Origin of the sequence: Mycobacterium sp. PO1 (assembly GCF_017312405.1) — a bacterium.
GTDB lineage: Bacteria > Actinomycetota > Actinomycetes > Mycobacteriales > Mycobacteriaceae > Mycobacterium.
The window spans coordinates 22045-33527 of sequence record NZ_BLTG01000041.1 but is presented as its reverse complement, the minus strand read 5'-3'; the positions used below and the strand labels follow the sequence as shown (position 1 = coordinate 33527).

The following is an 11483-nucleotide window of genomic DNA, read 5'->3' as shown; positions in this document are numbered from 1 at the left end:
TCGATCTATATCAGCCGGGCACGGCCCGTGCGGGCCCAGAAAACACGGCCCGTGCGGGCCCAGAACACACGGCCCGAGCGGGCCCGGACGGCGGAGCGTCAGCCGCGCTCGGGATTGTCGTCGTCGGCGTCGCCGAACCGGTCGAGCAGGCCCTCTTTCTGGCGTTCGGCGGCAAGCCGGCGGCGGTGCTCCTCGCTGGCCAGCAGCAGCGCTGATCGGGTCGCGACGACCCGGGCCCAGTGGTAGGTCAGCAGGATGACCGCAACCCATGCCACGATCAGCCCGATTCCCGGCCCCGGGTAGCCCTCTGCCGCGGTCTGGCGTGACCACACCGCGAGCAGGCCCAAGAACGAGGCCACCGTGGAACCGGCGAGTGCGATCCAGGCCAGCGCCCACCTGCGGGTCACCAGCGCCAGGATCGAGAAGCCGACGCCGAAGACGAGCACGATCCAGGTGAAGACGCGCGAGGGCAGCGCGATGGCGCTGTCTGCCGCGGCGTCGGTACCGACAAGCACATCGAATCCCCGAGTCGATCCGGTGTGCGGCAGCACGAAGCTCGCCAGCAGCGCGAACACCAGGATCGCGACGACCATGGCGCGTGCCCCGGGGTCGATTTCGCGGGCGATGCGCCGTTCCACGTCGTCGAACTCGCCGTCGAGGGCGTCGAGCTCGCGGGGGTGATCGTCGGGCGACTTGTCGTTCATCGCTGGCACCCCACCGAGGCGGGCGGCGCGGGCGGCGCACCCACCGCGGGCATGCCCAGGCCGACACCGGTGCGCGGCTTGCGGCCGGCGGCGTGCGCATCCCCCGCCCGGGTGCGCCGGTGCTCGAGCAGCGCAGCGTCGGCGATCAGATGGTGCGGGGCCGCACCGGTGACGGTGGTCACGACGATGTCCCCGGGCCGGATCTGCTCGCCGAACTCGCCGGGGTGGAAGTGGACCAATCGCCCGTCGCGGGCGCGCCCCGACATCCGAGCGGTGGCGGCGTCCTTGCGTCCCTCGCCGGTCGCGACGAGCAGTTCCACCGACCGCCCGATCACTGCGGTGTTCTCCTCCAGCGAGATCCGCTCCTGCAGCTCGATCAGTCGCTGGTAACGCTCGGAGACAACAGCTTTGGGTACCTGGCCGGGCAGGTCCGCGGCGGGGGTGCCGGGACGCTTGGAGTATTGGAAGGTGAACGCACTGGCGAACCGGGACGCGGCGACCACGTCGAGGGTGGCCTGGAAATCCTCCTCGGTCTCCCCCGGGAAGCCGACGATGAGGTCGGTGGTGATCGCGGCGTGCGGGATGGCGGCACGTACCCGCTCGATGATGCCCAGGTAGCGCTCGGCCCGGTAGGACCGTCGCATCGCCCGCAGAACACGGTCGGAGCCGGACTGCAGCGGCATGTGCAGGGTCGGGCACACGTTGGGTGTTTCGGCCATCGCGCCGATGACGTCGTCGGTGAACTCTGCCGGGTGCGGTGAGGTGAAACGCACCCGCTCGAGCCCGTCGATGCGCCCACAGGCTCGCAGCAGCTTGGCGAACGCCCCGCGGTCCCGGTCGGTGTCGGGGTCGGCGAACGAGACACCGTAGGCATTGACGTTCTGGCCCAGCAGGGTGATCTCCACCACGCCCTGCTCTACCAGGGTCTCGACCTCGGCGAGCACGTCACCGGGACGGCGGTCCACCTCTTTGCCGCGCAGCGCCGGAACGATGCAGAACGTGCACGTGTTGTTGCACCCTACCGAGATGGAAACCCAAGCCGCATAAGCGGATTCGCGACTGGCAGGAAGCGCAGACGGGAATTCCTGCAAGGCTTCGGCGATTTCGACCTGGGCGACGCGGTTGTGGCGCGCGCGTTCGAGCAGAGCCGGCAGCGAACCGATGTTGTGGGTGCCGAACACCACGTCGACCCACGGCGCTTTGCGCAGCACCGTCTCCCGGTCCTTCTGGGCAAGACAGCCCCCGACCGCGATCTGCATGCGCGGATCGGATTGTTTGCGCGGGGCCAGGTGGCTGAGGTTTCCGTACAGCTTGTTGTCGGCGTTCTCCCGCACCGCACAGGTGTTGAACACCACGACGTCGGCGTCCGTGCCGTCCTCGGCGCGACGGTAACCCGCCGCTTCGAGCAGCCCCGCGAGCCGTTCGGAGTCGTGCACGTTCATCTGACACCCGTAGGTTCTGACCTGGAAGGTGCGCGTGTCCTGCGCCGGGTCCACCCCGAACGCCTGCTGCGTCACCATGGAAGTCACGGACCCCATCCTACGGAGGCCACCGGCCCCGCCCGCCGCGCGGTTTGACCGCGTTGACGGACAGTAGATGGGCATGGATCGGCGAGTTCCCGGCACGGTGAGCGTCACCTGGGTAAGGTCTCTGCGCATGGAGAGCCCCAGGGAGTCCCCTGACGTGCCGATGATCTCGATGAAAGAGGTCAACAAGCACTTCGGTGACCTTCATGTTCTCCAGAACATCAACCTCGAGGTCGGCAAGGGACAGGTGGTCGTCGTGCTGGGCCCGTCAGGGTCGGGCAAGTCGACGCTGTGCCGCACCATCAACCGGCTGGAGACCATCGATTCGGGCACCATCGAAATCGACGGCGAGGTGCTGCCCGAGGAAGGGCGCCGGCTGGCTCAGCTTCGCTCCGACGTCGGAATGGTGTTCCAGTCCTTCAACCTCTTCGCTCACAAGACCATCCTGGACAACGTCACCCTGGCGCCGATGAAGGTGCGCAAGATGTCCAAGGCGGCGGCACGCGAGAAGGCGATGAGCCTGCTCGAACGGGTGGGCGTGGCCAACCAGGCCAACAAGTACCCGGCGCAATTGTCCGGCGGACAGCAGCAGCGGGTCGCGATCGCCCGCTCACTGGCGATGAACCCGAAGGTGATGCTGTTCGACGAACCGACCAGTGCCCTGGATCCGGAGATGATCAACGAGGTGCTCGCGGTCATGGCGTCGCTGGCCACCGAGGGCATGACGATGGTCGTGGTCACCCACGAGATGGGGTTCGCCCGCCGGGCCGCCAATCGCGTGGTGTTCATGTCCGACGGCGCCATCGTCGAGGACGCCGAGCCTGTGCAATTCTTCGAAAACCCGCAATCCGATCGAGCCAAGGACTTCCTGGGCAAGATCCTGCATCACTGACCCGACCACCAGCCTCGCGAAAGGAAAAAATCCTCATGTTCCCGACATCGCTGTCCAAGCGCGTCATCGGTGCTGTCGCCCTGGCCGCCGCACTTCCGTTCGCCGCCGTGGCGTGCGGCGGTGACAGCGGCGGTGACAGCGACTCGATCGTCATCGGCACCAAGTTCGACCAGCCCGGACTCGGGATGCGCAATCCCGACGGCACGATGAGCGGGTTCGACGTCGACGTGGCCACCTACGTGGCCGGCGAGCTGGGCTACACCCCGGAGCAGATCCAGTGGAAGGAGGCCCCGTCGGCACAGCGCGAAACGCTGATCCAGAACGGGCAGGTCGACTTCATCGCGGCCACCTACTCGATCACCGACTCCCGCAAGGAGAAGGTGGATTTCGCCGGACCGTACCTGATCACCGGCCAGAGCCTGCTCGTGCGCTCGGACAGCAACGACATCAACGGCCCGGCCGATCTGGAGAACAACAAGATCCTGTGTTCGGTGTCCGGCTCCACCCCGGCGCAGAAGATCAAGGACGAGTTCCCCCGCGTCCAGCTGCAGCAGTACGACACCTACTCGGCATGCATCGAGGCGCTGAAGAACGGCGCCGTCGACGCGGTGACCACCGACGAGGTCATCCTGGCCGGCTACGCCGCGCAGGATCCGGGCGCCTTCAAGATCGTCGGTGAGCAGTTCTCCGAGGAGCGTTACGGCATCGGTCTGAAGAAGGGCGACACCGAGCTGCGGACGCAGATCAATGACGCGTTGCTCAAGATGGAGGAGAGCGGCGCCTGGAAAGAGGCCTTCGACAAGAACCTGGGCCCGGCCGGCATCTCCGCGCCGAACCCGCCGCCGCTGGACAACTGAGCCCGATAGCCGACGGTAGACAGGGCTGCCCGTGGAGATTTTCAGCGAGTATCGGGACCAGATCTTCGAGGCGTTCTGGACGACGATTCAGCTGACGGTGTTCGCGGGCATCGGCGCGCTGGTTCTCGGCACGCTGTTGGCCGCGATGCGGCTCTCACCCGTGCCGATGATGAACTGGCTGGGCACCAGCTACGTCAACGTCGTGCGCAACACTCCGTTGACGCTGATCATCATCTTCTGCTCACTGGGTCTGTCGCAGACGCTGGGCATCACCCTGGCCGGGCGAGATTCGCCGACGTTCATCGAAGACAGCAACTTCCGGCTGGCGGCGCTCGGGTTGACGGTCTACACCGCGGCGTTCGTGTGTGAAACCGTGCGTTCCGGGGTCAACACGGTGCCGCTCGGTCAGGCCGAGGCCGCCAGGTCGCTGGGCCTGACGTTCTCGCAGAACCTGTCCATCGTGCTGCTGCCGCAGGCATTTCGCGCCGTGATCATCCCGCTGGGCTCCGTGCTGATCGCGCTGACCAAGAACACCACGATCGCCTCGGCCATCGGGGTGTTCGAGGCAGCGTTGCTGATGAAGGAGATGATCGAGGACACCGCAGCGGTCATGGTGGTCGGCGGGATCTTCGCGCTCGGGTTCGTGATCCTCACGCTGCCCACCGGCCTGTTCTTCGGCTGGCTGGGCAAACGATTGGCGGTGATCAGGTAGTGAGCGCAGGCTCCTCGGTTCTCTTCGACGCACCCGGCCCTCGCGCGCGGGTACGCAACCGGTTGATCTCCGCGGTGACAGTGGTGGTCGTGCTGCTGATCGCCTGGCTGGTGTTCGGCAAGTTGCAGGAACGCGGGCAGCTCACCGCGGCCAAGTGGGAACCGTTCCTGACCTCGAACCTGTGGACCACCTACGTGCTTCCCGGTGTGAAGGGCACGCTCACCGCGGCAGCGGTGTCGATCGTTCTGGCGTTGGTGCTGGGGTTCGTCCTCGGCGTGGGCCGGCTGTCCGCGCACGCGGGCATCCGCGGGGTGTGCGGGGTGATCGTCGAGTTCTTCCGCGCCGTCCCGGTGCTGATCATGATGATCTTCGCGTATTTCCTCTACGCGGTGTACGCGGTGTTCCCCTCCGGTCAGTTGGCGCTCGCAGGCGTCATCACCGGTCTGACGTTGTACAACGGCGCCGTCATCGCGGAGATCGTGCGCGCCGGGGTCAAGTCCCTTGCCCGGGGGCAGACCGAGGCGGCCTCAGCGCTGGGGCTGACCTGGGGCCAGACCATGCGGGCGATTCTGCTGCCCCAGGCCGTCACATCGATGCTGCCGGTGTTGATCTCGCAGCTGGTGGTGGTGTTGAAGGACACCGCGATCGGTTACCAGATCACGTTCGTGGAAATGGTGCGCCAGGGCACCGCGGTGGGTTCGGCCTACGGCAACTACATCCCCGCCCTCATCGTCATCGCGTTGCTGATGATCTCGTTGAATTTCACGCTGTCCTGGTTCGCGACGTGGCTGGAACGCCGGTTGCGCCAGTCGCGCAGAGGTCGTGAGGACCCGAAAGCCGAAGAGGCGATGGAAGCGGCCGGAGACCAGAGCCGCGGCACGTGATCGGCTCCTCGGCGACGACGCAGATGCATCACATGCTGGCCCTCGAGGTTCTGCCCGAATCTGCGTTGCGCGGCATGGTCGATGCGATGGTGCGGCTCATCGAGGCGGGCGGCGCCGTCGTCATCATGATCGGCGCCGTGGTGGCGACGGTGAAATTCGTGGTGGCGCTGGCCCGGCGCGACATCAACCAGTTCTCGGCGGTTCGGCTCACGCTGGCCCGGTTCCTGGTTCTCGGTCTGGAGTTCCAGTTGGCCGCCGACGTGTTGCGTACCGCGATCTCGCCGTCGTTCGAGGAGATCGGAAAGCTGGCGGCCATCGCCGCGATCAGGACGATTCTGAACTATTTCCTCAACCGGGAGATCGCCCAGGAGCAACACGAGATCGAGTTGGCCAAGTCGCGGCCGCCGCCGGGAGCCGCGGGCTGATGAATGTCCTGGTCGGCGCATCCTGGTGCTTCGGCATCGCCGGCATCGTGGTGGGTGCTGCCGCGCTCGCGGTGTTCCGGCAGCCGTTGCCGGCACTTCGGGTGACCCTCGAGCTGTTCATCGCCGCCGGCCTCCTGCGGCTGAGTGTCGACAACTCGTGGTCGGCGATCGCCGGGGCCGCTGTCGTGATCGCGATCCGCCGCGTGCTCACCCGAAGCCTGACCGCGGACTTCACTCGGCGGTCCGCACCGACGTCGCGGTGATGCCCGCGCCGCGAACGTCAGATCCGCGAGAGGTCAGACGCGGCGCCGTTCGTATTCGTTGGCCAACTCGGTGGTGACGACATCGAGCGCGAGACCCTGGCTGTAACCGCGTCGGGCGAGCATGCCCACGAGCCGGCGGGTGGCCTTGTTCTGCGCGTCGCGGTCGCCGGGCTCTCCCAGCCGCTCACGACGCAATCGGTCACGAACCAACTTCTCAGCGCGATTCCGCTCGGCCCCGGCGTCGATGTCGGCCAACGCGGTGGTGATCACGTCATTGTCCACGCCCTTGTCGCGGAGCTCAGCTGCCAGCGCCCGTTTACTCTTGCCCGAATTCGCCCGCCGCGACCGGACCCACTGTTCAGCGAAGTCCTCGTCGTCAACGAGCCCCACCTCGGACAGTCGCTCGATGACCTCGGTGCTGACATCGTCGGGATAACCGCGTTTGGCGAGCTGACCGGCCAATTCCGCACGCGTTCGAGCGCGGGCGGTGAGCAGGCGCAGGCACACGGCCCGCGCCTGCTCGGCGCGCTTGGCTGGGTTCGCGGGTTCCGCGGGTTCCGCGGGTTCCGCGGGTTCCGCGGGCAGCCGGCTAGAAGTCGACCGGGGCGGGAAGGACGTCATCGCCTGTCTCATCGGTCATCACCGCACCGATACCGAGCTTCTCTTTGATCTTCTTCTCGATCTCGTTGGCGACGTCGACGTTCTCCAGCAGGAAGTTGCGAGCGTTTTCCTTGCCCTGCCCCAGTTGCTCACCCTCGTAGGTGAACCAGGATCCGGACTTGCGGATGAAGCCGTGCTCGACGCCCATGTCGATCAGCGAACCCTCCTTGCTGATCCCCCGCCCGTAGAGGATGTCGAATTCCGCCTGCTTGAACGGCGGGGACACCTTGTTCTTGACGATCTTCGCCCTGGTTCGGTTGCCGACCGCATCGGTGCCGTCCTTGAGGGTCTCGATCCGGCGCACATCGATGCGAACGGACGCGTAGAACTTCAAAGCCTTACCGCCCGTGGTGGTTTCGGGGGAATTGTGCACCATGACGCCATCGACGAAGTAGTTGTGATTACCTTCGACTTCGATGTCGAAGCGATTCATCGACCGGGTGTGCGGCTTGACGTGGACATCGAGGACTCGAGCAGGCACCAGCCGCTGGCCCGGCTCCACGAATTGCGGTGCCACAGTGCCGAGTCCACGGAACCGCGGAAGAAGCTTGTGTTCCATCGACGGAGCCATGTACGGGGCGACGATCTCCTGGAACTTCGCCGTGGCTGCCGTGGAGAACACCAGAACGGCCTTGCCCCGTGTTCCCGCGTAACGCAGTCGGACGTCCAGACCGTGGACATCTCGCAGATAGTCACACAGGCGCTCGCGGGAGCCTTCGCTCATTGCTTCCACACAGATCTCGATCCGGCCGCTGCCACCCTCGGTGCGCTGCTGAAGCCCCTTGGACCGCACTGTGAATCCGCCGTCATCCATGTACCAGACAGCCAGCGCCAGCGGCGTCAACGCCTTGAGATAGTCCTCGGACAGGAATTTCTTGCCGTCCCCGAGATAGACGGCGCGACGCAATTCGCCCAGCTCGGCCAGCGGGGTGAAGTCGGCGAAGCGCGACCCCTTGTCGTTCTCGCGGATCGAGTGCTTGATGTTGCCCAGCAGATCCACCTTCCACTGCAGGTAGTCGACCTGCTTGGCGCCGTGGCCCATCCGGAAGCGCACCCCGTTGCGATCACGCAGATTGGGTGACAGGTTTCCATCACCCATCAGCGAGCCCAGGATCACCTGGAACTGCTGATCGCTGAGCAGATGAGGTTCGGAGACCATGACCCTGTCCCCGGCGATGATGTCTCCCGCCTCCGTCCACCCGGCCGGAGTCCGGATCAGGTGGTTCGGGGTGGCCGCGAACTGGGACTTACCGTTACCGCCGGACTTGGCGACGGTGAACTGCAGGAACTGTTCAGCTGGTCCGTTGTTGAACCAGTTCACCACCTTGCGCGGCACGATCTCGTCACTGACGGGGTCATAGGACATGACCTCGACGTCCATCTTGTTGGTGACGATCTTGCCGATCTTCTCGGTGCTGCCGTCGGCCAATTGCACCCGGGTGCCGTAGGAAAAGCACCCGAACATCACTCCGATCTTCTCGCGAAGCTGGTTGATGAAGATGGCCGTGGTGCCGGAGTTGTTCAGCGCGCCGGTCATCTTCCGCAGCGCCTGGCTCATCAGGCGAGCCTGCAGACCGACGTGGCTGTCCCCCATCTCGCCTTCGATCTCGGCACGGGGCACCAGCGCGGCCACCGAGTCGATGACCAGGATGTCCAGCGCACCGGAACGGATCAGCATGTCGGCGATCTCCAGCGCCTGTTCACCGGTGTCGGGCTGGGAGACCAGCAGCGCATCGGTGTCCACCCCGAGCTTCTTGGCATATTCGGGGTCCAGGGCGTGCTCGGCGTCGATGAACGCGGCGATTCCGCCGGCAGCCTGGGCGTTGGCCACCGCATGCAGCGCAACGGTGGTCTTACCCGAGGACTCGGGACCGTAGATCTCGATGACGCGACCACGGGGCAGCCCGCCGATGCCGAGCGCGACATCGAGTGCGATCGAACCGGTGGGGATGACCGAGATCGGCTGCCGCACCTCCTCGCCGAGCCGCATCACCGAGCCCTTGCCGAAGTTCTTGTCGATCTGCGCGAGCGCCAGTTCCAGGGCTTTCTCGCGATCGGGGGCCTGCTGCGCCATGGTGGGTACCTCTCCGGTAGTCGTTGTGTGACCGGTTCTCGGTCGGTTAGCCGCGACGGTAGATCAGGGCACCGACAAGTCCTGCTGGTAAGTCCTCGACCCTCCTGAGTCGAACGTTCCCCCAGAGTAGACGAACAGGTGTTCGATTCAAGTGGACACGCCGACGGACTACGGTCAGAACATGCCGACCCGCGAAGATGTCCGCATTTGGGCCGAAGGTGAACAGATCGCCGCCTATCTCTATCGGCCGGAGACCGGTGCCACGCCCGGTTCGGGCCGTCCGTGCGTGGTGATGGCACACGGCTTCAGCGCGACCCGCGACGACGGGCTGCCCGCCTACGCCGAGGCGTTCCAGGCCGCGGGTTACTTCGTCGTGTTGTTCGACTATCGCCACTTCGGCGCCTCTACCGGCCAACCGCGCCAGCTGCTCGACATCGGGCGGCAGCACGCCGACTACCACACCGTCGTCGACTGGGCCCGCCGCCTCGAGGGGGTCGACCCCGACCGGATCGTCGTGTGGGGGTCCTCGTTCTCCGGTGGTCACGTGCTCGCCGTCGCTGCCGGCGACCCCCGGATCGCGGCGGTGATCTCCCAAGCACCGTTCACCGACGCGCTGCCCACCCTCCGGGAGGTGCCGCCGCGGACCGCGGCGGCGCTGACTGTGGCGGGAATCCGCGATCAGATCCACGCATGGCGCCGCCGCCCGGCCGTGCTGCGGCCCGCCGTCGGCGATCCCGGCGCCGTGGCCGCGATGACCTCACCCGACGCCAAGGCGGGGTTCGAAGCGATCGTGGGGCCGAACTCGTTGTGGCGTAACGAGTTCGCCGCGCGGCTCATGCTGCGCTTCCCCTTCTACCGGCCGGGCACCAAGACCGCGGGGCTGCGCATGCCGGTGCTGATCTGTGTGTGCGACCGGGACACCGTGACCCCACCCGCATCGACGATCAAGGCGGCCCACCGCGCTCCGTTCGGCGAACTGCGGCACTATCCCTACGGCCATTTCGACATCTACCTCGACCCTCAGGCCAAAGCCGATCAGCTCGCCTTTCTACACCGCGTGTTCAGCAATGTGACCGCCTAGGCCGAGTCACGAGGTTGCTGTCAGAACCTCACCACTGATCCCGCGGGACATCGAAGTCCGCGCACAGCGCCCGCCACACGTCGCGCGGGTCGCTACCGTCTTCGATCGCCTCTGCGGCGGTGCGACCGCCCATGCTGGTCAGCACGTGGTCCACCAGCATCGACGATGCCCGCATCGCACCGAACTGGTCTGTCACCAGCTCGTGGAACTCCGTCAACCGCACGGGGCCAATCTACGCTGCAGCACCCAACGCGTCGTGGCACACCCGAACCGGGTCGGCGACGTGCGCGACGGTCGCGCCCGCCCGACGGGCCGCCTCGCGGTAGCTCGGCGCAGCCAGCACCTCGCGGACCGCCGCCGTCAACGCGTCCACCGTCAACGGCCGGACGAGCTGCGCGCTGCCCTGGCGGACAACACGATTGGCGATCTCCCATTGATCCCCGCCGCCGGGCACCACCACCATGGGCACCCCGGCCAGCAGTGACTTGGCCACGGTGCCGTGGCCACCGCCGCAGATCAGCAGATCCGCCCCGGCCAGGAGTTCGTCCTGGCGCCCGAGGCCGACCACGGCCCACGGCGGCACCGGTCCCACGGGATCGTCGAGCTGGGACACGGCGACACGCGAACCGGGCGGCAGAACCTCGCCGGGCACCAGCACCTCCAACGCCAGTTCGGCCAGACCGCGTGCCCCGGTGGTGGCCGTCGACGGGGCGACCACCACGACCGGGCCTTCTCCGGCGGGCACCCGCAGGACCGCATTCGTCGGTTCGTAATGCAGTGGCCCCACGACGACAGCCTCCGCCGGCCAATCCGGTCGGGGCACCTCCAGCGCCGGCAGCGTGGCGATGAGTCGGCGCACCGGCCCGCGCTCGGCCTCCGGCAAACCGATACCAACCCGCGCCGCCGCCCGCTGGCGTTGTCCGGCGCGCCAGGACCGGGCGCTGAGCGCGCGCAGGAGCGAGTCCCGGAGCCTGCCCCGCAGCCCCACCCCCGGCGCCAGACCGCTACCCACCGGGGGCAACCCCTTCGACGGGCGGTACAGCGGATGGGTGTTCAGCTCGATCCACGGCAGACCCAGCAGATCCGCGGCCAGGCCGCCGCATGTGGTGATCGAATCCGACACCACCACAGCAGGTGAAAGGTCCGCAATGCGCTGCCGGTTGAGCACGGCCATGCGAGCGGCCCGTTGGTGGATCTTCGCCCCGGCATCGCGGTCGTCGTCGGCAGCGGTCGGGTCCAGTCCGTCCAATTCGACGGCCTCGATACCCTCGGCGCGGGCCACGTCGAGCCACCGGGTGCCGGTGAGCAGAGTGGGTTCGTCGCCGGCCGCCCGGAACTTCAGACACAGTGCGAGGGCCGGGAAGGCGTGTCCGGGGTCCGGTCCGGCGACCACGGCGACGCGCAT

The 11483-nt window shown here is 66.9% G+C and carries 13 protein-coding genes; 7 read left to right on the top strand and 6 right to left on the bottom strand.

Translation table 11 applies throughout. The features are described 5' to 3' along the window. Positions 1-98: 98 nt before the first annotated feature. Together J3476_RS15360 and miaB are read right to left on the bottom strand one after the other, a co-directional pair. Complete coding sequence (locus tag J3476_RS15360) at positions 99-704, bottom strand: hypothetical protein (RefSeq protein WP_207067285.1); 606 nt, start codon at positions 702-704, stop codon at positions 99-101. After that, a complete protein-coding gene (miaB, locus tag J3476_RS15355) occupies positions 701-2224 on the bottom strand; it encodes a tRNA (N6-isopentenyl adenosine(37)-C2)-methylthiotransferase MiaB (protein WP_207067288.1) in 1524 nt (507 codons plus the stop codon). The genes J3476_RS15360 and miaB overlap by 4 nt, the downstream gene beginning before the upstream one ends. A 169-nt stretch (positions 2225-2393) precedes the next feature. Between miaB and J3476_RS15350 the strand changes: the two genes are divergently transcribed. The 6 genes from J3476_RS15350 to J3476_RS15325 are packed head-to-tail and all read left to right on the top strand — an operon-like array spanning position 2394 to position 6263. Beyond that, positions 2394-3122: an amino acid ABC transporter ATP-binding protein gene (locus J3476_RS15350; RefSeq protein ID WP_163680188.1), complete on the top strand. Its 729-nt coding sequence runs from the start codon at positions 2394-2396 to the stop codon at positions 3120-3122. 35 nt (positions 3123-3157) lie between these two features. Beyond that, positions 3158-3979 (top strand): glutamate ABC transporter substrate-binding protein, encoded by an 822-nt coding sequence (locus J3476_RS15345; protein ID WP_207067284.1) that lies wholly within the window; start codon positions 3158-3160, stop codon positions 3977-3979. A 31-nt stretch (positions 3980-4010) separates the two neighbouring features. Further along, positions 4011-4691, top strand: a complete 681-nt coding sequence (locus J3476_RS15340; RefSeq protein ID WP_152516803.1) for an amino acid ABC transporter permease — start codon at positions 4011-4013, stop codon at positions 4689-4691. Continuing rightward, positions 4691-5575, top strand: coding sequence for an amino acid ABC transporter permease (locus J3476_RS15335; RefSeq protein ID WP_207067283.1), 885 nt, complete (start codon positions 4691-4693; stop codon positions 5573-5575). Before J3476_RS15340 ends, J3476_RS15335 begins: the two co-directional genes overlap by 1 nt. Before the next feature lie 32 nt (positions 5576-5607). Then, positions 5608-6000: a DUF1622 domain-containing protein gene (locus J3476_RS15330; protein ID WP_207067287.1), complete on the top strand. Its 393-nt coding sequence runs from the start codon at positions 5608-5610 to the stop codon at positions 5998-6000. Then, positions 6000-6263: a DUF1622 domain-containing protein gene (locus tag J3476_RS15325; RefSeq protein ID WP_207067282.1), complete on the top strand. Its 264-nt coding sequence runs from the start codon at positions 6000-6002 to the stop codon at positions 6261-6263. The genes J3476_RS15330 and J3476_RS15325 overlap by 1 nt, the downstream gene beginning before the upstream one ends. Positions 6264-6296: 33 nt before the next feature. Here J3476_RS15325 and recX read toward each other — a convergent pair whose 3' ends face one another. Together recX and recA are read right to left on the bottom strand one after the other, a co-directional pair. Next, the gene (gene recX / locus J3476_RS15320; protein WP_207067281.1) at positions 6297-6884 is read right to left on the bottom strand and encodes a recombination regulator RecX; all 588 of its coding nucleotides are present in this window, start codon (positions 6882-6884) and stop codon (positions 6297-6299) included. Then, positions 6853-8997 carry an intein-containing recombinase RecA gene (gene recA / locus J3476_RS15315; protein ID WP_207067280.1) on the bottom strand — a complete coding sequence of 715 codons (2145 nt, stop codon included), beginning with the start codon at positions 8995-8997 and terminating at the stop codon, positions 6853-6855. The genes recX and recA overlap by 32 nt, the downstream gene beginning before the upstream one ends. 181 nt (positions 8998-9178) lie before the next feature. On the opposite strand from recA, the gene J3476_RS15310 reads away from it, so the two are divergent. Then, positions 9179-10078, top strand: coding sequence for an alpha/beta hydrolase (locus J3476_RS15310; RefSeq protein WP_207067279.1), 900 nt, complete (start codon positions 9179-9181; stop codon positions 10076-10078). A gap of 28 nt (positions 10079-10106) precedes the next feature. Here the strand turns inward: J3476_RS15310 and J3476_RS15305 are convergent, their stop codons facing one another. Both J3476_RS15305 and J3476_RS15300 read right to left on the bottom strand, forming a co-directional pair. Then, positions 10107-10301 (bottom strand): DUF3046 domain-containing protein, encoded by a 195-nt coding sequence (locus tag J3476_RS15305; RefSeq protein ID WP_207067278.1) that lies wholly within the window; start codon positions 10299-10301, stop codon positions 10107-10109. Between the two features lie 9 nt (positions 10302-10310). After that, on the bottom strand, positions 10311-11483 hold the full coding sequence (locus J3476_RS15300) for a nucleotide disphospho-sugar-binding domain-containing protein (RefSeq protein WP_207067277.1): 1173 nt from the start codon (positions 11481-11483) through the stop codon (positions 10311-10313).

Bases quoted from the DNA above. Each gene is read 5' to 3' on its own strand.
- J3476_RS15310 (WP_207067279.1), top strand. From the start codon at position 9,179: ATGCCGACCCGCGAAGATGTCCGCATTTGGGCCGAAGGTGAACAGATC.
- J3476_RS15325 (WP_207067282.1), top strand. From the start codon at position 6,000: ATGAATGTCCTGGTCGGCGCATCCTGGTGCTTCGGCATCGCCGGCATC.
- miaB (WP_207067288.1), bottom strand. From the start codon at position 2,224: ATGGTGACGCAGCAGGCGTTCGGGGTGGACCCGGCGCAGGACACGCGC.
- J3476_RS15360 (WP_207067285.1), bottom strand. From the start codon at position 704: ATGAACGACAAGTCGCCCGACGATCACCCCCGCGAGCTCGACGCCCTC.
- J3476_RS15300 (WP_207067277.1), bottom strand. From the start codon at position 11,483: ATGCGCGTCGCCGTGGTCGCCGGACCGGACCCCGGACACGCCTTCCCG.
- recA (WP_207067280.1), bottom strand. From the start codon at position 8,997: ATGGCGCAGCAGGCCCCCGATCGCGAGAAAGCCCTGGAACTGGCGCTC.
- J3476_RS15345 (WP_207067284.1), top strand. From the start codon at position 3,158: ATGTTCCCGACATCGCTGTCCAAGCGCGTCATCGGTGCTGTCGCCCTG.
- recX (WP_207067281.1), bottom strand. From the start codon at position 6,884: ATGACGTCCTTCCCGCCCCGGTCGACTTCTAGCCGGCTGCCCGCGGAA.
- J3476_RS15330 (WP_207067287.1), top strand. From the start codon at position 5,608: ATGCTGGCCCTCGAGGTTCTGCCCGAATCTGCGTTGCGCGGCATGGTC.
- J3476_RS15350 (WP_163680188.1), top strand. From the start codon at position 2,394: ATGATCTCGATGAAAGAGGTCAACAAGCACTTCGGTGACCTTCATGTT.